19 protein-coding genes are annotated in these 22,898 nt (G+C 40.8%); 14 read left to right on the top strand and 5 right to left on the bottom strand.

Going from position 1 to position 22,898, the window contains the following annotated elements; all coding sequences use genetic code 11:
- The first annotated feature begins 378 nt into the window (after positions 1–378).
- The 7 genes from B3F51_RS10140 (at position 379) to B3F51_RS10110 (ending at position 7,782) form a co-directional block, all read left to right on the top strand.
- Positions 379–1,392, top strand: coding sequence for an NAD-dependent epimerase (locus B3F51_RS10140; RefSeq protein WP_228882548.1), 1,014 nt, complete (start codon positions 379–381; stop codon positions 1,390–1,392).
- A gap of 25 nt (positions 1,393–1,417) precedes the next feature.
- Complete coding sequence (locus tag B3F51_RS10135; protein ID WP_228882546.1) at positions 1,418–2,584, top strand: nucleotide sugar dehydrogenase; 1,167 nt, start codon at positions 1,418–1,420, stop codon at positions 2,582–2,584.
- 54 nt (positions 2,585–2,638) lie between these two features.
- Entirely contained in the window at positions 2,639–3,385 is a 747-nt protein-coding gene (locus B3F51_RS10130; RefSeq protein ID WP_228882544.1) for a tyrosine-protein phosphatase, read from the top strand.
- Between the two features lie 74 nt (positions 3,386–3,459).
- Positions 3,460–5,328: a polysaccharide biosynthesis protein gene (locus B3F51_RS10125; RefSeq protein ID WP_070369452.1), complete on the top strand. Its 1,869-nt coding sequence runs from the start codon at positions 3,460–3,462 to the stop codon at positions 5,326–5,328.
- Between the two features lie 75 nt (positions 5,329–5,403).
- Positions 5,404–6,363: an LCP family protein gene (locus B3F51_RS10120; RefSeq protein WP_070369453.1), complete on the top strand. Its 960-nt coding sequence runs from the start codon at positions 5,404–5,406 to the stop codon at positions 6,361–6,363.
- A gap of 41 nt (positions 6,364–6,404) precedes the next feature.
- Positions 6,405–7,097, top strand: coding sequence for a YveK family protein (locus B3F51_RS10115; protein WP_070369454.1), 693 nt, complete (start codon positions 6,405–6,407; stop codon positions 7,095–7,097).
- Position 7,098: 1 nt separating this feature from the next.
- Positions 7,099–7,782 carry a CpsD/CapB family tyrosine-protein kinase gene (locus B3F51_RS10110; RefSeq protein ID WP_286946880.1) on the top strand — a complete coding sequence of 228 codons (684 nt, stop codon included), beginning with the start codon at positions 7,099–7,101 and terminating at the stop codon, positions 7,780–7,782.
- Positions 7,783–7,910: 128 nt separating this feature from the next.
- Here the strand turns inward: B3F51_RS10110 and B3F51_RS10105 are convergent, their stop codons facing one another.
- Together B3F51_RS10105 and B3F51_RS10100 are read right to left on the bottom strand one after the other, a co-directional pair.
- Positions 7,911–9,101 (bottom strand): anaerobic sulfatase maturase, encoded by a 1,191-nt coding sequence (locus B3F51_RS10105; protein ID WP_286946877.1) that lies wholly within the window; start codon positions 9,099–9,101, stop codon positions 7,911–7,913.
- A gap of 5 nt (positions 9,102–9,106) precedes the next feature.
- Positions 9,107–10,825 carry a sulfatase-like hydrolase/transferase gene (locus tag B3F51_RS10100; protein WP_228882540.1) on the bottom strand — a complete coding sequence of 573 codons (1,719 nt, stop codon included), beginning with the start codon at positions 10,823–10,825 and terminating at the stop codon, positions 9,107–9,109.
- A gap of 532 nt (positions 10,826–11,357) precedes the next feature.
- Between B3F51_RS10100 and B3F51_RS10095 the strand changes: the two genes are divergently transcribed.
- From B3F51_RS10095 to B3F51_RS10080, 4 genes are all read left to right on the top strand, one after another.
- Positions 11,358–12,953, top strand: coding sequence for an ABC-F family ATP-binding cassette domain-containing protein (locus B3F51_RS10095; protein ID WP_286946874.1), 1,596 nt, complete (start codon positions 11,358–11,360; stop codon positions 12,951–12,953).
- A 246-nt stretch (positions 12,954–13,199) separates the two neighbouring features.
- Positions 13,200–14,039: a 4Fe-4S binding protein gene (locus B3F51_RS10090; RefSeq protein WP_070369458.1), complete on the top strand. Its 840-nt coding sequence runs from the start codon at positions 13,200–13,202 to the stop codon at positions 14,037–14,039.
- A 133-nt stretch (positions 14,040–14,172) separates the two neighbouring features.
- A complete protein-coding gene (locus B3F51_RS10085) occupies positions 14,173–14,718 on the top strand; it encodes a hypothetical protein (RefSeq protein WP_148636480.1) in 546 nt (181 codons plus the stop codon).
- A 184-nt stretch (positions 14,719–14,902) separates the two neighbouring features.
- Positions 14,903–17,185: a PAS domain S-box protein gene (locus tag B3F51_RS10080; protein ID WP_286946871.1), complete on the top strand. Its 2,283-nt coding sequence runs from the start codon at positions 14,903–14,905 to the stop codon at positions 17,183–17,185.
- Between the two features lie 45 nt (positions 17,186–17,230).
- Here B3F51_RS10080 and B3F51_RS10075 read toward each other — a convergent pair whose 3' ends face one another.
- Positions 17,231–17,887 carry a YczE/YyaS/YitT family protein gene (locus B3F51_RS10075; RefSeq protein WP_148636482.1) on the bottom strand — a complete coding sequence of 219 codons (657 nt, stop codon included), beginning with the start codon at positions 17,885–17,887 and terminating at the stop codon, positions 17,231–17,233.
- Between the two features lie 175 nt (positions 17,888–18,062).
- Between B3F51_RS10075 and B3F51_RS10070 the strand changes: the two genes are divergently transcribed.
- Positions 18,063–18,698, top strand: a complete 636-nt coding sequence (locus B3F51_RS10070; protein WP_070369461.1) for a flavodoxin family protein — start codon at positions 18,063–18,065, stop codon at positions 18,696–18,698.
- Positions 18,699–18,754: 56 nt separating this feature from the next.
- Here the strand turns inward: B3F51_RS10070 and B3F51_RS10065 are convergent, their stop codons facing one another.
- Positions 18,755–19,600 carry a DUF4097 family beta strand repeat-containing protein gene (locus tag B3F51_RS10065; protein WP_148636483.1) on the bottom strand — a complete coding sequence of 282 codons (846 nt, stop codon included), beginning with the start codon at positions 19,598–19,600 and terminating at the stop codon, positions 18,755–18,757.
- The gene (locus tag B3F51_RS10060) at positions 19,597–20,274 is read right to left on the bottom strand and encodes a LiaF transmembrane domain-containing protein (protein WP_070369464.1); all 678 of its coding nucleotides are present in this window, start codon (positions 20,272–20,274) and stop codon (positions 19,597–19,599) included. The genes B3F51_RS10065 and B3F51_RS10060 overlap by 4 nt, the downstream gene beginning before the upstream one ends.
- Positions 20,275–20,533: 259 nt before the next feature.
- Here B3F51_RS10060 and B3F51_RS10055 point away from each other — a divergent pair, with 259 nt between their 5' ends.
- Together B3F51_RS10055 and B3F51_RS10050 are read left to right on the top strand one after the other, a co-directional pair.
- Positions 20,534–20,938, top strand: coding sequence for a hypothetical protein (locus B3F51_RS10055; protein WP_070369465.1), 405 nt, complete (start codon positions 20,534–20,536; stop codon positions 20,936–20,938).
- Between the two features lie 368 nt (positions 20,939–21,306).
- A partial coding sequence (locus B3F51_RS10050) for a HAMP domain-containing protein (RefSeq protein WP_286946868.1) occupies positions 21,307–22,898 on the top strand: 1,592 nt, incomplete at its 3' end.

Here is a 22,898-nt window from a genome sequence, read left to right as displayed (position 1 = left end):
AATAGCGGCGCATCCTACTCTTATCTGATTTATAATCCCGAAGGAACCCAAGTTCAAGTGTCCAATAATTCTTACAGCGGATTCCAGCGACTGAATTCCAGCTCTGATTTTTCCGTGGCTACCAATAATTTTAATCTGCTGACAGCAAAGGTTGATTAAGAAAAAAGAATAATTGGAATTATTTCTGAAACAAAATAAAAGATCAAGAAAAAATAAGCCGTGCTTTTGCAGGGCTTATTTTTTTGCTGCAAAAGGATAAAAAAGAAAAACTGGTTTTTCGGAATGAATATTCATTAAAATAGTGGTAAGTTACGGCTGAAAGGGGTAAAATACATACAATGGAATATGAATAAGTTTTGAGAAAAAGGCGGAGTAAAAATGAAAATACTAATTACTGGTGTTGCAGGCTTCATTGGTTTTCATTTAGCTAGTTCATTGCTTGGCGAGAATCATCAAATAGTTGGAATTGACAATCTTAATGATTATTACGAACAATCCTTAAAAGAAGATCGTTTGGTTATCTTGAAAAATCATTGCAAGTTTAGTTTCTATCAAGTGGATTTAAAAAATAAAGCTGCAGTTGATCAAGTTTTCGAAACCCATCGACCCGACTATGTGGTTAATCTGGCTGCGCAAGCTGGCGTCCGTTATTCAATCACTAACCCTTATGCCTATCTGGATTCCAACCTTGTGGGATTTATGAATATGCTTGAAGCATGTCGCAATTATCCAGTGGAGCATCTTCTTTATGCCTCATCAAGCTCAGTGTATGGTGGAAATAAACAGGTGCCATTTTCGACCGATCACAATGTTGATCATCCGGTTTCCCTTTATGCTGCAACAAAAAAAGCGAACGAATTGATGGCCCATACCTACAGCCATCTGTTCAATATCCCAACAACCGGCTTACGGTTTTTCACGGTTTATGGACCATATGGAAGGCCGGATATGGCATACTTTTCTTTTGTTCAGGATATTCTAGCCGGAAAACCGATTAAGGTATTTAATCACGGAAAAATGAAACGTGATTTTACTTATATCGATGATATCGTCGCATGTATCAGCAAATTGATTGATAAAATTCCCATTGCCAATCAGAATTGGGATGAAAGGGAGAATGATTTAAGCTCAAGTTTTGCTCCATACAAGATTTATAATATCGGGAATAATAGCCCCGTAGAGTTAATGCGTTTCATTACGATTCTGGAAGATCAGCTGGGAATAAAAGCGGAAAAAATATACATGGATATGCAACCAGGTGATGTATTAATTACCTATGCCGATATCAGTGATCTTGAAAAAGATATCGGTTTTCGACCTGTTACGAGTATTGAAGAGGGTTTAGCTAAGTTTGTCAAATGGTTTAAAGAATATTATAAGATTGATCAATAAATCGATAACGACGGGGGAAAAGAAAATGAAGATAACAATCGCCGGTACCGGATATGTGGGTTTGTCGAACGCCATTTTATTGGCACAGAATAATGAGGTTATTGCACTTGATATTTTAAAAGAAAAAGTCGAGATGATCAATAATAAAAAATCGCCAATTATTGATGATGAAATTGAAGAATATTTAAAAACCAAACAACTGAACTTGCGGGCAACAACAGATAATTATGAAGCGTTCATAGATGCGGAGTATGTAATCATTTCGACACCGACAAACTATGATCCGGAAAAAAATCATTTTAATACCAGAACTGTGGAAGCGGTAATTGCCAATGTTTTGGCGATCAACCCTGACGCAGTAATGATCATAAAATCAACCATACCGGTCGGATATACAGAGGCTATAAAGGAAAAGTTTGAAGCGGAAAACATTATCTTTTCACCGGAATTTTTAAGAGAAGGACATGCGCTGTATGACAATCTTTACCCCTCAAGAATTGTTGTCGGTGAGCAGTCGGAACGGGCCCGCGTTTTTGCTGAATTGCTGGCCCAGGGGGCTTTAAAAAAGGATATTCAAATTCTTTATACAAATTCAACTGAGGCTGAAGCGATAAAACTTTTTGCAAATACCTATTTAGCATTACGGGTTGCATATTTTAATGAATTGGATTCGTATGCCGAGGTAAGAGGTCTTAATACGTATGATATTATCCAGGGAGTGTGCCTGGACCCGCGAATTGGCAATTATTATAACAATCCATCGTTTGGTTATGGTGGTTACTGTCTGCCAAAAGACACCAAGCAATTACTCGCAAATTATGCTGATATTCCCCAGAACATTATGTCGGCAATTGTGGACGCCAATCGCACCAGAAAAGACCATATTGCAGATATGATAATCAAAAGAAAACCGAAAATAGTGGGGATTTATCGGTTGACAATGAAGACAAACTCTGACAATTTTCGGGAATCGGCGATTCAAGGCGTGATGAAGCGTATTAAGGCAAAGGGGATTGAGGTGGTTGTCTATGAACCTTCCCTTGAAGAAAGTGACTTCTTCAATTCCAGAGTGATAAAAGATCTTAATGAGTTTAAAGAAATAGCTGATGTAATTGTGACGAATCGTCTGTCAGAAGAAATAAAAGATGTTGTTGATAAGGTATATACCAGGGATTTGTTCAGTCGGGATTAACAAAAAGGATCGCTTAACAGACTATCCAGCGAAAGGATTATAAAGAGTGTGATTATGATTGATACACATATACATATGGTGCCTGGGGTTGACGATGGGGCTACAGATCTGGAAATGGCAATTCAGATGATGCAGCTGGCAATAAATGACGGCGTTAATGAAATGATCGTGACCCCCCATTTTAATTTGCCAACTTACCATAATCAAAATGTGGATGAGCAGTACCAATTGCTGATAGATTATATCGAGCGAGAGAACATTGATTTTAAACTACATTTGGGTAATGAAATATATCTAAGCGAAGAAACCATGGCAGGGATCAAGCGGGGACTCGCCCATACGATGGGAAACAGCCGGTTTTTGCTTGTGGAATTACCCTTATACCATTACTACCCGTTTCATGAATCCATGCTTTTCGAATTACAGGAAAGTGGCTATAAGGTTGTCCTGGCCCATGTTGAGCGATATGAGGTTTTCGCAAGACGACCAGAAAAGCTGGCAGCTTTGAACGAACGGGGAATTTATTCCCAAATCACATCACAATATATTATGGATGGAAAAACAAGAAGAAAGGCCCTAAAATGGATTGAAAGTGGTTTGATTTATATTATAGCATCCGATGGACATGATTTAGTCAAGCGTCCACCGGTCATGAAACGGGCATATGAAATTGTCGTAAAAGTGTTTGGTGAAGAATGCGGACAAATGCTTTTTTATGAAAATCCCGGGATGATGATCAGAGATCGAGAACTGATGGTGCCTGTGCTGAAAAAGAAACGGTTTGGATTTCACCGTCAGTAGTATAATATTTCTGAATTCAGTAAAAAGCTTAGCAAAAATTGTCAAAATTATTCTGTCAAAAAGTGAGGTAGTCGATGGAAACGAAACTAAGCAGGCAGTTGTTTTTAATTGCAGCAGACATATTGGCAGTGAACGCTGCATTCTTGTTTACACTATTTTTGCATTTTGAAGGAGACATTCCTTCAGAAGTAATTAGTATTTATTTAAGCAGTGTTTTTATCTTAACGGTCGGAAAGCTGCTAATTTATCGATTCTTCGATTTATATAACAGTTTATGGTCTTATGCTTCGGTGGAAGAGTTGATTAAGATTTTGCTGGCGGTGATCGTCGCCAACGTGTTTGGAACGGCTTATCTTTTCTATATGGGCGAAAGACTATATTTTGGTATTTATCTAACCAGTATGCTTTTTGAAATTGCATTTGTCAGCAGTGGCCGTTTTAGCTATCGCTTGGTGCGAAGTTTAAAAAACCGAAAAATCTTTATGAAGCAGGATGTCCAGAAGAAAATATTGATCATTGGAAGTGGTGCGACGGCGACATTGATTGCCACAGAAATTAAGAATCATGCATTAAGCTACGGACAAGTTGTGGGATTTATTGATGAAGATGCCAAAAAATTAAATAAAACAATTGCTGGCGTTAAGGTTCTGGGTAATAACTATGATATTGGCAGTATTGTTCATAAGTTCAATATCAATGAAATTATTATTGCAACACCGACAGCAGATCCAACGACACTCCGAATGATCATCAGTGAATGTAAACGTACGCCTGCCAAGGTACGAATTGTTCCGGGAATTCGTGAAATGATTGATGGTCAGGTCTCGTTAAGTAAAATTCGAGATGTCGAGATTGAGGATTTGCTTGGCAGAGAAACGGTAAATCTTAATATCAGAGAAGTTGTCAGTTATCTTGAAGGCAAAATTATTATGGTAACGGGTGGTGGCGGTTCGATCGGTTCTGAATTATGCAGACAGATTGCCAGATTCAATCCGGGGAAATTGATTATTCTGGATAATTATGAGAATAATGCCTATGAAATACAAAATGAACTGATTAATGATTACGAAAATAAAATCAATCTGGATGTGATTATCGCTTCGGTAAGAGATCGGGATGATGTTTTTGCGATTATTGAAGCCTACCATCCCGATGTTATCTTTCATGCGGCAGCACACAAACATGTACCCTTAATGGAGCGTTCGCCCTGGGAAGCGATTAAAAATAATGTCTTTGGAACAAAAAATGTTGCGGAAGCGGCCCATGAGTTTGGGGTAGATCGCTTTGTTATGGTTTCGACAGACAAAGCCGTTAACCCGACCAATATAATGGGTGCCAGTAAACGGATCTGTGAAATGATTATTCAAGGTTTAGCCAGGCAAAGTAAAACAAAGTTTACGGCTGTTCGCTTTGGTAACGTCCTCGGTAGCAATGGTTCAGTAGTTCCCCTATTTAAGAAACAGATTAAAGAAGGCGGTCCGGTTACTGTAACGCATAAAGAAATTATCCGATACTTTATGACCATCCCGGAAGCGGCGCAACTCGTAATTCAATCGGGTGCGATTGCAAAAGGCGGAGAGATATTTGTGCTTGATATGGGGCAACCTGTAAAAATATTTGATCTGGCAGTCGACCTGATTAAACTCTCGGGATTAAAGCTGAATGAAGACATCGAAATAGAAATCATTGGATTGCGACCAGGAGAAAAACTCTATGAAGAACTATTAATGGATGAAGAGGGGCTGAAAGAGACCTGCTTCGAAAAAATTAGAGTGGGTAAGCCGGGAGATATTGACTACACATTACTTAAGAAGTCACTTGAAGAGTTAAGACCCTATCTAAAAGCATCGAATAAAAAAGCGCTGATTAGTATGGTGAAAAATATTGTTCCTACCTACAAAGACAGTGACGAGGTTAATAACAATGGTAATTATCTGAAATAGATAAAGCGTTGTTCGATCAGCGATTGCAAGCTATTTGGGTTCAGGCAAGTTTAACTGAGAAAGGAATCAAACGCCATGAAAAATAAAAAATTGGTTATAATTCTATTGAGTGTTCTATTTCTGGTAATTATGGCCAGCCTGCTCATATTTGCTCGTGCAAACAATGGATCCTTGTTTTCGGCCAATACTCAAAATGCAGACACAGATACTGAAGCGGATGCAGGATCGATTGAGGATGTTTTGAATCAGAACAACGAAGATTTGCTTGAACTGACAGATACGAGAAAAACGGTTATCTTTGCAATTTATGGAACTGATGAGCGATCTGATGAAACCGGACGAAGTGATATTATCATGGTTGTGATGTACGATCCAACACAACAAAAAATGGTCATGGCTTCGTTACCAAGAGATTTGCGGGTTAATATTCCCGGTTATGGTTTGGATAAAATTAATCATGCCTTTGCTTATGGTGGCAGAGAATTGAGCAATCAGACCATTGAGGAGCTGCTGGGCATAAAACTGGACTTTTCAGTGAAATTGGATTTTGATACATTTGCCAAAATCATCAACGATGCTGGGGGCGTCGAAGTCACCGCACAAAAGGATTTCTATAAAAATGAAAATCAATTAGTTATCAGTCAGGGTGAGCAAGTTTTAAACGGTAAAAATGCATTATTTTATGTCAGATTTCGCAGTGATAGCGACGGCGACTATGGCCGGATCGCCAGACAGCAGGAAGTGGTTAAGTCATTAATGAAGAAACTGTCAACGATGAGTCTGAAAAAAAAGCTGCAATTGATTGAAACCTACTATAATAATGGTGTTGAGACTGATGTTAATGTTTCGAAGCTTAAAGAGTATCTCAATATGAGCGGCGGGGACACAAATCTGAGTTTTGAAAATTATCGATTAAAAACATATTCCGAAATTATTGATGGGTTATGGTATGAATTGTACAGTCAGGAAGATCTGGATACAATCAAAAACCTGTTTAAAGTTAATGAAGATATTAATCAGGAAAACTGGAAATAGAAACTGTAAAACATACCTGGTCTTTAAGAAAGGAGAACAGCATGGAAACAACAAAGGAAGTCAATTTTAAAGAACTTTTAGAGATTATTATTAAAAAATGGTGGCTCATTCTGTTGCTGACCATTGTCGGTTTCGGGTCAGCTTATCTTTACACAGTAAAATATGTAACCCCGATCTATGAAGCAAATACAGTTTTGTACATTGGTCAGGAGGGCGGTAGTTTGGGGTCAATAGATGTATCATTAGGCCAATTAAATGCTAATAGTCAACTACTTGTTGATTACAAGCAAATTGCCTCCACCCGATTGGTAATAAATGAGGTAATAAAAAACTTGGGATTGACTATTTCTTACGATGAATTTAAAGATAACGTTATTATTCAGAGTGTTTCCGATTCCCGTCTTTTCACAGTTGGGTTTAGAAACTCGGATCCCCAAGTTGCCAAACAGATTGCCGATGAACTGGCTAAACAATTGACGGTGGCGGTATTACAAATTGTCGGCGTAGAGAATATCAGAATTCTGGATCAGGCGCTGGTACCGCAGGCACCTATTTCGCCTAATGTTCTTCTTAATGCCGTTATTGGCGGTTTATTGGGATTCTTCATTTCATTATTTGTAATTATTTTGATGTTTCTGATGAATGATACGATTAGAAATGATGAAGACATTGAAAATTTGATTGGCGTGTCAGTTTTAGGGGATATCCCAGAATTTAAAGGGGAGGCTCGATAATATGGATTCACAAAATTTAATCACACTAAGCGACCCCACATCATTTATAACTGAAAGTTATAAATTATTGCGGACAAATTTGAATTTTAAAAATTTGAATAATCGTTATCAGGTGATGCTGGTAACGAGTGCTGGTAAAGAAGAAGGGAAAAGTACCACCATTTCAAACCTGGCGGTAACATTTGCCCAGGCCGATAAACGGGTGTTACTAATCGACGCTGATTTACGGTTACCTCAGATCAGTACCATTTTTAATATTAATAAGAGAAAGAATGGTTTATCCAATATGTTGGTGGATGAATTACCGCTGGAGTCCCTTGTAAATAAAATAGAAAAAATTGAAAAATTGGAAATTTTAACCGCTGGAAACAAACATGTTTCACCGACCGAACTGCTGAATTCAGAAGCATTTGGAACATTCATTAAAAAATGTCGAGAAGAATACGATGTTATTCTTATTGATACCCCACCTGTGTTAAGTTTTGCCGACGCAAGTATTATTTCAAATGTTGTCGATGGGGTTTTGTTGGTAATTGCCGCCCACTCCACAAAAAAAGCAACAATTATTGAAGCAAAAAAAAATCTCGACAAGGTTGGGGCAGCTGTCATTGGTGTTATCCTGACTAAAGTGAAATTCAAGAAAAACGCAAATTACTACCGCTATAATGCTGACAAAGCGAAGTGAACACCGAATTTTAAATCATCGTTAACAAAAAATAATTCAGGAAGTTGGAACAATAAGGAGGTGTCATCTGACACCTCCTTATTGTTCCCGAAGAATTGATGTAAACAGGGTTTAAAGTTGACGATCACTCAAAATATAAGCGGAATTGATTGATCACCGGAGTGCTTTTTTATATGCTTAAAAAACTGCCGATACCCTTCGCATAAATAGTTTTTGCCTTTTTGATTGTCTCTTGATAAAAGAAACCGATCTTTCGGACAGCCCCCAAAACAAAGTCGGATATGATCACAATCCAGGCATTCGTCAGGCAGTCCTAAGGTTTTGTGCATACCAAAGGAGCGATTTTTCTCCATTAAGTCTGCTAGTGGCGTTTCAAGAATATTGCCAAGCTTATACGCTTCAAAAGCATAACGGTCGCAGCAAAAAAGATCCCCATTCATTTCCAGAACGCCAGCGTGGCCGCAAAGCGCTTCATGAACGCAGACACCAGCAGGGTGATTATTTAAATTAGCCAGCGTCGATTCAATAATCTGGACATATTTTTCCCCCAAATCCAATTTTCTCCACAAATCAAAAACTGTGCAGAGAAAGGCGCCATAGTCTTTGGCGGTGACCGAAAAATCTGTTACTGGATGCATCATGGAGGGGGAATGGAGTCCAGCGGGCATGGCAAACCGCTGTCCGGAGGCGTTTTCATAGCTGGCTGGCAAACATTCGACGACTGGCAAAAATTGCATATAGTCAGTGAGCTCTCGAAGAAACAGATAAACGTCCTCGGGATGGTGCGAATTAATGGCATTGACAGTTGTCAGTGTATTATAAGCGACACCGTGTTTTTGAAGCAGTTTGATACCAGCCATGGTCTGTTCAAACGTGTTGCCGAAACGATTTTTTCGATAACGGTTATGAAGATCAGCATGACCGTCGATACTGACACCAATCAGAAAATGATTGGCCGCAAAAAACGCGCACCAGGCATCCGTCAGCAAGGTAGCATTTGTTTGGAGGGTGTTGCGGATGATTCGGCCAGGGCCATATTGGTTTTGGTAATTCAATGCTTGTATGTAAAAATCAAGGGGAGCCAGGGTTGGTTCACCACCGTGCCAGGCAAACTCGACAACTGCGTTGTTCCCATGAATGGCGAAATTCTGACGGATATACGCCTTAAGCACTACATCTGACATAAGTTTTGTTTGTTGAGCCATCAGATCCTGCTTTTCCAGGTAATAACAATAGCGGCAGCTAAGATTACAGGATGCGCCAATGGGTTTGGCCATGATGGCATAAGTCCTGGAATCCGGGGGATATCGTTTTTTCATGACCATCAATTCGGAGTTTTGTTGATCTGAGCAATGACAGCGGTGGCTTCACTGCCATCATCAACACCGATCTCTGCTGTGATCAGGGTATTAAGCTGATTATTCAGTTCCATAATCAGAGCAGCATTAGTGTCTTGGTCTGCGGCCAGGTTGACTAATTCATCGGGGTCTTTTTCCAGATCAAACAGCTGAACATCATTATTGGCATACAATGCTTCCATGGTTGTTGGTAGATTGAAATTGAGTGGTGAAAAATAGCGGGCAAATTTGTATTTTTCAGTGGTTATTCCACGGACAAAGCCACGTTTGGAATAGTCAATCGTATAGCTGGTGACACCGGTTGTTGGGTCAGTGGTTTGCATCATATCGCTGTCGATCATTGAGATCATTTCGTAGGCAAATAAAGCTCCCGTTCTTATTTTTGTTTGGCTGCCATCAAGCAGATCCATCATACTGCTGCCGGGAAGCCCAGCAGAAAGCTCGGCTTTTTTAGTATCTGACAGATTGGTCATATCAATGAAGGTGGGTGCCAGGTCGAGGTGGCTGGTTACCGCATCAATGGTATTGCCTCCTTCATATTCAGGGTGCACGATAATCAGGGGAACGTGGATGTTGTTTTCGTATATAAAACCGCCTTTTCCCCGGAGTCCATTGGCTCCCTGCATATCACCGTGGTCGCTGGTAAAGACGATGATGGTATTATCCAGCATTTCCAGATTGGATAGTTCAGATAAAATATTATAGAGCTGGCCATCATTGTCCTGAATACAATTATAATAATAATCCTGGAAATTTTCCCAACGGCTGGCCTCGGCGGGAATTTCGCCCACCCGACGGTTCCATAAATCAAAATATTCCAATTCAGCCGGGACTCTGCCAGGAGCATCAATAGCCTGAGACCAGCTAGACGGAATTTCCGCCTTGGGGTAACTGGTTTCATAAATTGTATTAACCGGAGCTCCGGCAATAGCAAAGGTTGTTTGGCCAGTGTCCTGTACGGCGACACCGTCTGAATCAGTGTTATAATACATAATATCGTGGGGATTCACGAGATTGACGGCCAGGAAGAAGGACTGTCCGGAGGCATTGGTAGCCGATCCTTTTGAGCGCAGCCAGCTGACCGTATCTCCAGCAATGTTGCTATCTTGCATATAGCCCTGCTGAAGCTGTCCAACAATATCACCCTGGGCATTCCAGTCAGAAAACCCGTAGCCCAGCAGCCCATTCTGCTCCTGCATGGCGGGTTGGCTGGTATCATCAAAAACACTGGTGTCGCCCATGTGCCACTTGCCTTTAAATGCCGAGTAGTATCCAGCTGAGAGCATCCGGTCACCGACCGTGGTGAGATTTTCAGAAATCGGCTCCTGCCAGGGTGATTCAGTATTGTCAATCATCAGCGTATCCGTGATGTGGGTGCCAGTGTAAATGACAGATCGGGATGAGGTGGAGACATTGCTGCAGGTATAATGTTTTTCAAAGGTAGTTCCCATTTTTTTTAGCAGTTCCCGGGCTTTGTAATTGGTGCCAGCCGGGAATTCATCAAAATAATGCTCCTGATCGACTGTTACAAAGACAATGTTATAATTGCCATCGTTATTAGGCTGGGCATCGAGATGAGCGATTCTTTGATCAATGGGCTGGTTGCCCGTGTTTTGTGCGCAGCTTGAGACACCCAGCAACGAGGTTGCCAGTGTGAGACCTAATGCTGCTTTTTTAATGTTCATTTAAAGACCTCCTGATCTATAATTTTGAGTATCCGACTTAGCCAACAGTAAAAGGATAATTAATTTGTGTGTAGTGCCCAGTCAATGATTGCTGTTAACCCCAATATACCCAGACGAATCCGTGATAATCATCTCATCATGGAAAGCAAACAGCTTTGCTGATATTAAGAAAGAATATTCGGGTTTAGTGGGGAATGGTTGTTTTTTAAATCAAAAAGAACAATCACAGTGGCAACGTATCTGGATACATTTAAGAATATGATATTATTTTGCAAAAAGACTGGATAAAAAATGATAAAAAGGATATAATAAAGTGGCTTATGATAGAGGTTCTTTGTCAGTGATCTGATAAAGGCCTCTTCTTTACGGAACGGCAACAAAATGATGAAATACAAATTTGCAGATTAATGCGGCGATTGTACAAAAAACTGGCACCTGCTACTGGAAGCGAGTAAAATCAGGTAGTTTTAAAAAGTCACAATGAGATTATTTTACAGGGGTTGCCAATTAAATCAATGGAGGATTATAAAAAATGATAACAGTATCAGAACTAAGCTTAAATTTTAGCGGAACAAATCTTTTTTCCAATGTAAATATAAAGTTTACCCCGGGGAATTGTTATGGGGTCATTGGAGCGAACGGGGCTGGAAAAACCACTTTTTTGAAAATTTTATCAGGCGAAATTGAACCATCCACCGGGAATGTCTTAATCCCCGAGCACATGCGGATGTCGGTCTTAAAGCAGGATCATTATGCTTATGATGCGTATTCAGTTTTGGATACCATCATGATGGGGAATCAACGTTTGTATTCGGTTATGAAAGAAAAAGATGCCCTGTATATGAAAGAAGATTTTTCTGATGAGGACGGTATCCGGGCTGGCGAACTGGAAGGTGAATTTGCCGAAATGGGCGGTTGGGAAGCCGAATCCGATGCGTCCCGTATCATTCAGGGGCTTGGTCTGGGGGTCGAAATTCTTGATGCCAATATGGATAGCCTGACTGGTAACGAAAAGGTCAAGGTTTTACTGGCCCAGGCCTTGTTTGGCAAGCCGGAAATCATCTTACTGGATGAGCCCACTAACCATTTGGATATTCAGGCCGTCGAATGGCTGGAAGAATTTTTGATGGATTATGAGGGAACGGTTATTGTGGTATCCCATGACCGTTATTTCTTAAATAACGTCTGTACCCATATCGTCGATATCGACTTCGGTAAGATTAAGGTTTATGTCGGAAATTATGATTTCTGGTATGAGTCCAGTCAGTTGATTCAGCGCCTAATCAAAGATCAGAACAAGAAAAATGAAGATAAGGCCAAAGAGCTCCAGAACTTTATCGCCCGGTTCTCAGCCAATAAATCCAAATCCAAACAGGCCACATCCCGTAAGAAAATGTTGGATAAACTGAATATTGAAGACATGCCGTCTTCATCCCGAAAATATCCCTGGGTTGGCTTCCAGATTGATCGGGAACCCGGTAAAGAAATTTTAACGGTTGAGCATTTATCAAAAACCATCGATGGCGTCAAAGTTCTTAATAACGTCAGTTTTCGGGTTAACAAAGAAGATAAGATCGCTTTTGTTGCTGACAACGAGATTGCCATGACGACCTTGTTTAAAATTCTGATGGAAGAAATTGAACCAGATGAAGGTAGTTTTAAATGGGGGGTCAGTACCACCCAGTCGTATTTCCCGAAAGATAACAGCGATTATTTTAATGGATGCACATTAAATATTTGTCAATGGCTACAGCAGTATACCGAAGAAATTACGGAAACCTATATCCGGGGTTTTCTGGGACGGATGCTTTTTTCTGGCGATGATATTTATAAAGAGGTTCAGGTTCTGTCTGGGGGCGAAAAGGTACGTTGTATGCTGTCCAAAATGATGATGTTTGGTTCAAACGTTTTAGTCCTGGATCAACCGACCAATCACCTGGATCTGGAATCCATTACCGCCGTTAATAATGGTCTGATTGATTTTAAAGGGATCTTACTTTTTGCCAGCCATGACCATCAGTTTATGCAAACCGTAGCGAATCGCATTATTGAAATCAGAGAAGAAGGCATCATTGATCGTCTCTCGACGTATGATGAATTCATTGAATACAAAAAAAGTCTGGCCTAGTATCATATCAAGCGCACTGCCAATGGTAAATTTACCCTTGGCAGTGCGTTTTTCTGTTTTATAATGATGTCATCTGATCCGAAAAAATAAAAGATTCAAATGATGTGGCTGGTCAGACGTCCGTAAAAAGTTGTGTGGAATTGTTGATTATTTAACGATTTGTGTATTAACTCACAACATAAAAATTTACAAAGTCATAAGATTAGTTTATAATTAAATCGATATGATGAATCGAGAGAGGCTAAAATGGACAAAATAGAATTAATACAGCTAGCTGAAGACTTTATAGCAAATTCAGCTGATAATCGGATAAAAATGGACAGTAAAGCACCCATTGAATTAGTCGGTGAAAAAATATATGATCCGCCAATTTTTGGTTTTTGTGAAGCGAGTGATGAGGTGTTTGCAGTTCTCAAAAACCCCGAGGTGATTGGCTGCCATTTCCGGAATCCCCGGGAGTGGTTGCCGACAGCACAAACTGTGATCTCATTTTTTCTGCCCTATAGTGAAGCTGTCAAAGCCAGCAATCGGGAACAAAAAATCTGGCCCTCCTGGGGATGGTTAGTTGGTCGGGTTGAAGGCCACCGCTTGTTACGTACCCTGTTATCAAAAATGGAGTTACACTTAAGAAAGGCTGGTTATGCTTCAGTCATTCCGACTATGGATAAAAAGTTTTTCAGCATTACCGAACCCATTGAAGAACTTTGTGGTGAGCCGCTGGCCTTCACAAGTAACTGGTCAGAACGCCACATCGCTTACCTTGCCGGACTGGGAACTTTTGGTCTTTCAAAAGGATTGATCACGAAAAAGGGTATTGCTGGCAGATTTGGCAGCCTGGTGACTGAACTGCAGTTGGAACCCAATGGGCGACCATATGAAATTTATAACGCCTATTGTACGCAGTGCGGAGCGTGTGTTAAGCAATGCCCGGTGAAAGCCATTTCAATTGAAAAAGGAAAAGATCATCGTTTATGTAGCATTTTTTTGGATAAAACTGCAGAAAAATACAAACCTCGATATGGTTGTGGTAAATGCCAGGTCAATGTTCCCTGTGAAAATGGCATACCAGGTCAAAAAAGTAATTAGTATCGTCAAACAAAATTTCGTTTGTGTTTGGACGATATGCGATGATTAGTAAGAATGAGAAAAGCGTAAAAAACGTCGTTGGCTGTAATCTCAGAAATCCAACCAGTTTAGCTTAAAAATATGGAGTTTAATCATGCTTGCAAAAAAGTATCAGAAGCTTGAAGAATTAGAAAAAGTGATCGAGTTTACCTATCCCGGAATTACCTTGCTGATTCGTGATTGCAATCTCGGTGAATTAGGAAAAAAATACCAGGTCGGGATGGTGCTAAAGGAACTGGGATTTACCGATGCCAGTTTGCGCCGGGGTGGTATGGTAACGACCCATCGTCTGGCAATTCTTTCAAATCATTATGCAAACATGCAATCTTATGAGCATGACACCCATTGGGGGCTTTGTGTGATGGAGGCAGGCTCGCATTTCAAAGTGTTGGATACCTTTACTCAGGGTGATAAAACCCAGATTATCCTACTTCATCTGCCCGAAAAAGGCTGGGAGGTTTTCGACACTGTGGCAACAAACATTGATCAGCAGGTTGTGGAAATTGTCCGGGAAGGATTTACACATTGTCTCGAACTTCCGCCAATTCCTGAACTGACTACCCAGAGCTGGCTCAAACGTTGCCACTATCCCATTGGCATGTCTGAGAAAGGCGATTATTTTCCCCTCACTACCGACTGAATTATTTTTTCTCGAATCCGAATCACAAGAATAATGGTGACATTATATCTTGTGATTTTTTTATCCTACTTATCACACAAAATGACCTGATGATTGAAACGGCTGTTTTGGGGTAAATAGAAGAACATAACACTGCGATTTGGAATTGGATAGAAAATGAAATCATGAATTTAAGGTAGATGAGGTGAGTAAATTGGATGATCATCGAACGGGTCAAATCAAAAAAAATGACGCTTTTTTTGAAGAACTATTTCGAAATAATACTGAAATAATGCTGTTGATTGATCCAGAGTCCCTCAAAATTGAAGACTGCAACATTTCTGCCTGTGAATTTTATGGAAAATCCCATGATAAGATGATCACATCTAAAATTACCCACTTTAATTGCCTCAGTGAAGAGCAACTGAAGAAAGAGATTACTCGGGCCAAAAATAAAGAACGGAAGCAGTTCTATTTTAAACAGCTTCGTGCGAATGGCGAAATCTGTGATGTTGAAGTGCGAACAAGTCCGGTAGCGCTAGAAGGCAGAAATTATTTACTTTCGATTGTGACAGATATTTCCGGATTGCAACTTGACAGTGATTTATTGCGACAGGAAAATACGCTCTTAGAAAAGCGGGTTGCGGAACGAATCGATGATCTGAATGAACTGAATAATCAGCTAATCGTTGCAAAAGCTGAATTAGAACGGGAAATGGTCTTCATTAACGCATTGTTTGAGAGCATTCCTGGTTATCTGTACGTTTATGATGAAACCGGAAAGCTGATTAAATGGAATAAAAAACATGAAGAAATGACTGGCTATTCAGCTGAAGAGCTGGCTCACATGACCCTGGATCAGTGGTTTGAAGGTGAGGATTTAATTAGAGTCATGGCAGCGGTTGAAGCGGTATATAAAACAGGTTATGGCGAGGTCGACGCTAACCTGATTACTAAGGGTGGCGGAAAACTCCTCATTCGATCCAATGGGGTGCTGATGAACCTCGATGGAAAACGGTATTTCACCGGAGTAGGAATTGATATTACCGAAAGCAAGCGGCTGGAATCCGCCCTGGAACAAGAAAGCAAACTGCTTGAGACAACGCTGATTTCTGTTGGCGATGGGGTTATCTCCTGTGATCGGAATGGCCAGATTCTATTTATTAACCGGGTGGCAGAAGAATTAACCGGCTGGACAAAAAATGAGGCCTTGGGTAAACCATTTGAAGACGTATTTAACATTGTAAATGACACCAACCATGAGAAAGCTGGAAACATTGTTGCAGATGTTATCACTACAAAAAGTATTCGGGAGTTGGATAATCAAACCCTGCTGATTGCCAGCGATGGCAGTGAACGCCCCATCGAAGACAGCGCTGCTCCGATTATTGATGAAGGCGGCGAGGTGCTTGGTGTTGTGGTGGTATTCCGGGATTATACCGAGAAAAAACAGAAGCTGGAACAGATTCAATTTTTAAGCTATCACGATCAGCTCACCGGACTCTATAACCGGCGTTTTTACGAAAAAGAACTTCGTCGTATGGATACCCTGCGAAATCTTCCGCTGTCTTTAATCATGGGAGATGTTAATGGATTAAAACTGGTAAATGACAGTTTTGGACACGTCATGGGGGACGAATTATTAAAAAAAGCGGCTGCTGTCATTTCCAAGTCGTGTCGGGCTGATGATGTTGTAGCAAGATTAGGTGGCGATGAGTTTGTTGTCTTATTACCGAAAACCGATCAAGTGGTTGCCGAAGAAATAATCGCACGTATTGAAAAATTGGCTAGTAAGGAGAAAGTCGGCACCATGGAGTTATCCATTTCATTTGGGTTTGAAACAAAATATGACAAGGATGAAGATATCCAACAGGTATTTAAAAAAGCCGAAGACTATATGTATCGTCGAAAACTTACTGAAAGCCTGGGGATGCGGAATAAAACGGTCGGAATGGTCATTGAAACCTTGTTTGATAAATACCAGAAGGAGATGTTACACTCCGAACGGGTCAGCAAACTGTCGGCTGAATTAGGAAGTAAGATTGGGCTGAACATAAAGGACTCCCATGATCTAAAGACGGCTGGATTAATGCATGATATTGGAAAGATTGGCATCGCCGATGGAATTCTTGACAAATCAGAAAAACTTAATGATGAAGATTGGGCAGAAATCAGGCGTCATCCTGAAATTGGCTACCGTATTTTAAGTTCTGCCAATGAGTTTGCTGAAATTGCCGATCACATCCTTGAGAGCCACGAACGCTGGGATGGTTGTGGGTACCCTAAAGGACTAAAAGGCGAAGAAATTTCACTGGAAGCCCGAATCATTGCGATTGCTGATGCCTATGATGCAATGACCAAGATGCGGTTTCATATGGAATCGCTCACAGTTGAAGAAGCAATTGAAGAGATTAACCGTTGTTCCGGAACCCAGTTTGATCCTGAAATTGCCAGAGTGTTTATTGACATAATTAAAAATGAGGATTAAGTATTGGTGACAACTGAACTGAAACGCTTTGTTAAGCGTTCCAGTTTAATCGTGTTTTTTGAGGTTGCGCAAATTATGAAACATGACGCCAAAGGTTTCATGTTTTACCTGGGTGGGGTCAAATTTTACCAGTTTAAAGGTGATTTGTACACAAAACCCAATGGCAAAGGCCGAAATAACCGTTCCCAAACCAACCATTCCACCCAGTAGCCAGCCAATAAAAACAACACTGACTTCCAAAATACCGCGGCAAAGGCCCACAGGCAGTCCTGTCTTGCGGGTTACCGCCACCATCAGGCTATCCCGGGGACCAGCGCCGAAGGCTGATGAAATATAAAAGTATGTTCCCAGTGAAATAATAAAAAGACCAATAATGAGTACCAGAGACCCGATCCAGAAGTTGTCAAAAAGTGGGATGAAATCTAAATAAAGGATCAGATCCATGAAGAGTCCGATCATGAACATATTAAAAATAGTGCCAAGTCCAATTTTTTCCCCCAGCATGAATACAATGGCAACAATGAGGGCGCCCACGGCGGTATTCACCAACCCGATACTGACCCCAAGGGTTTGACTGATCCCACTGTGCAGAACTTCCCAGGGAGCATAACCGACATTTGCCCGCATGGTCACAATAATTCCCAATCCATATAGAAAGAGCCCAAAATTTAGTTTGATAAATCTTACAATGTAGCCAGTCATGATGCCCTCCTGATAGAATAATGTTCCCAGTATAACACAAAACAATTCGTGGTCAAACAATAAAATCTGCTAATCTGAAAGATTTCAAGCAGTTGACTGCTTGTTTACTTTAAAAATAATGTGGTATACTAACAACAAATAGAATAGCTGGAGCATAATGCTTGGGAGGTAAGAAATGAAAGTAATTGGTATAAATGGCAGTCCTCACGGTGAAGGAAATACATTTACGGCGCTTAGTATTGCGGGTGATATTTTTGCTCAAGAAAGCATCGATTTTGAAATTTTCAACGTTGGGATGAAGGCGGTTCAAGGCTGTACGGGATGCAATGCCTGTGGAAAAAATAAAAACGAGCAGTGTATCTTTACCAAAGATGTTGTCAACGAAGGAATTCAAAAAATGAAGGCCGCTGATGGGATTGTTTTTGCCAGCCCTGTCCACTTTTCCGGCATCAGCGGAAATATGAAGTCATTTTTGGATCGAGCTTTTTATGTTGCTGGCGCCAATGGTGGATTGTTTCGTCACAAGGTGGCTGGCGCCCTGGTTGCCGTCAGACGTTCTGGTGGGGTGGCAAGCATTGATCAATTAAATCACTATATCACCTACTCCGAAATGGTTATGGCTACTGGTAACTACTGGAATGTTATTCATGGTCGGACTGCGGGAGAAGCCTCCCAGGATACTGAAGGTGCTCAGACCATTGAGGTCACAGCTGCCAATATGGTTTGGTTGATGCGCCTGATCGAAAATGGCAAGGGGGTTGTGGCCGAGCCGAACCCTTATAAAAAAGTGTATATGCATTTTGTCAGATAAGTCAGATTCACTAAAAAACACGTTTAGACAATCGTTTAAACGTGTTTTTTCATGGGCTATTTAAAGGTCAAGTTAACTGGTCCGACCCCGCCATCGATATCAATGTGATGCGGTGCAGATTTTGATCCAGTACCAGTTTCTGAAAGATTTTGACCATTAATGGTAATGGGGCCAATACCCTGGTCAGCGGTAATAAAATAGTCGTTCACACTGGCGTTGATATCTAAACTGGTCTGGCCAACGCCACAGTCGATTTCCAGATCGCCAGTAACCAGTCCTTGAATATCTATGAGTCCGACACCACCTTTGATCGCAAAGTCATTGAGTTGAACATCGGTAAAATGAACAGCACCGGCACCGCCGTTAAGTTTACCGGAATCGGCTTGAAGCTGGTCTGCGACAATTTCTCCAGCGCCTTGTTTGAGGATCAGTTCATCGGTGATAATTTCTAATAATTCGCCACGTCCAGCCCCGATTTCAAGTTCCATTTTTTTCAAATGCGTGTCACGAGGGATTGTCACCACAAGATTGGGAGCTTTATCTTTGCCGATCAGATTCGGCAAGATATTGGTATTTTCCTGATCTTCAATGACAAGTTTGCTATTGTCCAGAGTGGCAGTTAAGCTTGCCGGAATGTTTGTACCTTCAACTTGAAAAGTGTCGCCGCTTTGCAGGGTAATACTACCGGCGTCAAATTTGATCAGAACGGACTCCAGTTTACCACTGAAATCCTGCTTGAAGCTATGACTATTTTGTTCAGTGATGGGGGGGCGATTATCGATAAATCCAAAACCCCGCAAAAGAGCCACGCCGCCATTGACAATACTGGAGATGATTCCTAATGCCAGAACCAGACCAAAGGCAATGGCCAGGTATTTAATCCAAGTGTGATTGGTATTCATTTGACTTCTGTCCCCCCGAAGATATTGGTGGAGTTGATATAGATAGTCGGAGGATTATCGCCTAATGGTTGATTGGCTTTGTTCGAAGCGCCGCCAAAAATCGGTGTTGTCGACATTTCTACCCGGACATTATTGGGAACCAACAGATCAACGCCGCCAAAGACGGCAGTGGCAGAAATATAAATGTCCTGGTTGATAATCGCTTGTCTTAGGTCAAGGGAGACACTCCCGAAAACCGCAGTTAAATTAGCACCATTAAATTCTTCGCCAGGAAAGTTAATCTCCTGACCGCCGAAAACAGCAGAATATTCGGGGAGACCATCCTTAGTCATGCCTTGAATCAGCTTGGCATTTTTGCTGAGGCGATCTTTAAACATAATGCTCAGACCAACGGCAATGATAATAATTGGAAAAATCAGATCGACCAGTAGCGACCCATCAAAATAACCCCGGGCTGATATAAAAAGTAATACCCCAATACCCAGTCCAATGGTATTCCAAAGCTGAATCCCATTTTGAACCATGCTAATGGCACAGGGAACAATTATAAACAGGGTCCACCAGCCAGTAAAAAATAATTCAAAATTCCAAAGGCCAAACACATTTCCGGCAAAACCAAGGCCAATAACGACCAACAGAAGTCCCCATAACAAGTTTCCGACTCGATTTCTCATTTTTTTCTCCTTACTTCACAGTTTTCTATATTATAACATGACTCTGAACGAAATAAAATTCATCGGCACCGATTATAATTTAAAAATAAACTAAAACGATGTTATTTATAATTGACTAAATGAAAAGGGGTAGGTAAAATGGTAGAAAGACAAATGCGATAACATCAGAATCTTAAATAAGCTGGTTCATTTGGTGAGATTCACTGATTGTGTGCATTACTAAAAAAGCAAGATCGATTGCTAAGTGGAGGGAGACAACATGGGTTTAGAGAGTGTTTTATATAAATGTGACAAGGGTGTGGATCTCAAACAATTGCGGCTAAAGCCTTGGGCAGTGGCTTCAGAAGTGATGGGGCGGTTTAAAAAAACTAATCAGATTCATCGCTGGTTTTTAGAGAACATTCAAAATGGCGTCGATGACGGCCGATTCTATGTGGTGGAGGAATATCAGTTTAAAAAGCTCTACAAATTGTGTACCACGGTGGAAAGCAATCATGATCGTGCTGAAGAATTATTACCGACGTTAAAGGGATTTGACATTGGGAGCGCCAAGTATGATGCTGTGTATTTTGAGAATCTGAGTAAAGTACTCATTATTCTGGGACACATTAACAATACGTTTGACTTTGAAAAAAACGAGTTGGTATACAGCAGTTCCCATTAAAAAACGAAAGAAAGATGTTATCTGATTATAAAAAACCAGCTGAATTTGTTTCAGCTCTTTTTTTTAAAAGAAGTTTAGGCCGTTTTTTGCTTTTGACTTAAATTTAAATTAAGTTAATGTTTGGCTGAAAACTGACGATAATAGAGTAGTGGAATCACTTAGAATGTTTGTGAAAGTCAAATAATAATTGTGATTTCGTAAATTATCCGATATAATATTATTCGTGACCAAATGAGAATCTAAATCATGAAAGATAATCCTTGTCGTGTTTCTTACATGATGTGTCCTTTCCGGTTTGATCACAGACTGGAACTGTGATGGGCAGTTAGATTAATTTTAAATGAGTATAAAATTTAAGGAGAAAGCGTATGAAAAATCAAAAGAGTTTATTGTCAAAGATCCTGATGACAGTTGTCGTACCGGTAGCATTAGTATTTGGTGCTGTCGCAGGTATTGCTATGGTCATTACAAGTCAGAGCTTTGAGCAGTTCTCAGAGATTCAAAACAGCTTATTGCTGGTTTATGTAATCGGTTTAGCAGTGGTTATCGGCATCGTTGTTTTAGGGATGAAGGATTCGTCAAACAGAATAACCAATCTGGCTGAAGCCGCACAAAAAATAGCGGATGGAGATATTGATGTCAAATTGCGGTCGGGTGACGCTCAGGATCAGTTGAGTGCCATTTCAGAAGCCTTGTCCTTGGTTGTAGAGAATAATAAAATTTATGCAAAAATGGCTCAGAAAATGGCGACTGGAGATTTAACAGAGGATATTTCTTTAGTATCGGGTAATGACCTGTTGGGAAATGATTTGTTAGCGGCACAAAAGTCGATGACGAAACTGCTTGACTATCTTGTCTCAATGCCGGAATTAGTTGAAAAAAACGAGTATTTTGATCGTCGTATCGAAGATAATCTGGCTGGTGATTATAAAAAAGCCATCACTCACGTGAATCAGGCCATGGCAATAGTTTCCACCAATATGGAATATTATTTAACCATTCTGGATGCCTTACCTTATCGGATTACAACAATTGACCAGAATATGAATATGGTTTTTGTTAATAAAATTCTCGAAGATCTTATGAAACTGACCGGGACAGCCAGTTCTCGGGAAGAGATTCGTGGGGTTCCGTGCAACTCCTGTAATCTGGAAATGTGCCACACCGAAGACTGTGGGGTTAAAGCGTTAAACGCTGGTGGTGAGCGACTCAATGAGCTGGGTTATTCTGAGCATCGTTTTGAATTCCGTGATCGGCATTATCGTATGGATACCATGAATCTGATCAATCGAAAAGGCGAGAAGATTGGTTATGTGGATGTCTCCCATGATATCACTCCGGTTATGAGTGTGAATAATTATCGTAGCGATGCGGTCATGCGACTGGCTGAAAATCTCCATCGTTTATCTGAAGGTAATCTGGATTTGGATTTACAGGTCGATGAACCAGGACAGTACACCAGCGAAGTTTATGAGCAGTTTAAGGCAATTGGGGATAGCCTGGCAGAGGTGAAAGGCACCATTGGCAATCTGATTGATGATGCCAGCAAACTGACCCATGCTGCAATTGAAGGACAGCTGGGTACCCGGGCGGATGAGACAAAGTTTGATGGCTCATGGCAGGAATTGATCAGCGGGATGAATGGTATCCTTGCTGAAATATCAAAGCCGCTTCAAGAGGTTTCGGTAGTGATGGATCAGATTTCAAGCGGCAACCTGAAAGCAACGGTAAAAGGCTCTTACCAAGGAAGTTTTGAGGAGCTTAAGGAGTCAGTCAATTCAATGGGGGCGGGATTCAAGGAAATTGTTGGGGAAATATCGACGGTTACCGAGGCGATTGGCAAAGGCAATCTTAACCTGGACAATGTCAGTGATTTCGGCGGTGATTTTAGTATAATTTCGGATGCCCTCAATACCATTATTGGAACCTTGAACTCATTGTTGGGTGACATTAATCATGC

It is taken from the genome of Acetobacterium sp. UBA5834, from assembly GCF_002435675.1.
In the GTDB taxonomy this organism is placed as follows: Bacteria; Bacillota; Clostridia; order Eubacteriales; family Eubacteriaceae; genus Acetobacterium; species Acetobacterium wieringae.
This window is presented reverse-complemented; position numbering and strand designations above follow the sequence as displayed.

Bases quoted from the DNA above. Each gene is read 5' to 3' on its own strand.
- B3F51_RS10140 (WP_228882548.1), top strand. From the start codon at position 379: ATGAAAATACTAATTACTGGTGTTGCAGGCTTCATTGGTTTTCATTTA.
- B3F51_RS10135 (WP_228882546.1), top strand. From the start codon at position 1,418: ATGAAGATAACAATCGCCGGTACCGGATATGTGGGTTTGTCGAACGCC.
- B3F51_RS10130 (WP_228882544.1), top strand. From the start codon at position 2,639: ATGATTGATACACATATACATATGGTGCCTGGGGTTGACGATGGGGCT.
- B3F51_RS10125 (WP_070369452.1), top strand. From the start codon at position 3,460: ATGGAAACGAAACTAAGCAGGCAGTTGTTTTTAATTGCAGCAGACATA.
- B3F51_RS10120 (WP_070369453.1), top strand. From the start codon at position 5,404: ATGAAAAATAAAAAATTGGTTATAATTCTATTGAGTGTTCTATTTCTG.
- B3F51_RS10115 (WP_070369454.1), top strand. From the start codon at position 6,405: ATGGAAACAACAAAGGAAGTCAATTTTAAAGAACTTTTAGAGATTATT.
- B3F51_RS10110 (WP_286946880.1), top strand. From the start codon at position 7,099: ATGGATTCACAAAATTTAATCACACTAAGCGACCCCACATCATTTATA.
- B3F51_RS10105 (WP_286946877.1), bottom strand. From the start codon at position 9,101: ATGAAAAAACGATATCCCCCGGATTCCAGGACTTATGCCATCATGGCC.
- B3F51_RS10100 (WP_228882540.1), bottom strand. From the start codon at position 10,825: ATGAACATTAAAAAAGCAGCATTAGGTCTCACACTGGCAACCTCGTTG.
- B3F51_RS10095 (WP_286946874.1), top strand. From the start codon at position 11,358: ATGATAACAGTATCAGAACTAAGCTTAAATTTTAGCGGAACAAATCTT.
- B3F51_RS10090 (WP_070369458.1), top strand. From the start codon at position 13,200: ATGGACAAAATAGAATTAATACAGCTAGCTGAAGACTTTATAGCAAAT.
- B3F51_RS10085 (WP_148636480.1), top strand. From the start codon at position 14,173: ATGCTTGCAAAAAAGTATCAGAAGCTTGAAGAATTAGAAAAAGTGATC.
- B3F51_RS10075 (WP_148636482.1), bottom strand. From the start codon at position 17,887: ATGACTGGCTACATTGTAAGATTTATCAAACTAAATTTTGGGCTCTTT.
- B3F51_RS10070 (WP_070369461.1), top strand. From the start codon at position 18,063: ATGAAAGTAATTGGTATAAATGGCAGTCCTCACGGTGAAGGAAATACA.
- B3F51_RS10065 (WP_148636483.1), bottom strand. From the start codon at position 19,600: ATGAATACCAATCACACTTGGATTAAATACCTGGCCATTGCCTTTGGT.
- B3F51_RS10060 (WP_070369464.1), bottom strand. From the start codon at position 20,274: ATGAGAAATCGAGTCGGAAACTTGTTATGGGGACTTCTGTTGGTCGTT.
- B3F51_RS10055 (WP_070369465.1), top strand. From the start codon at position 20,534: ATGGGTTTAGAGAGTGTTTTATATAAATGTGACAAGGGTGTGGATCTC.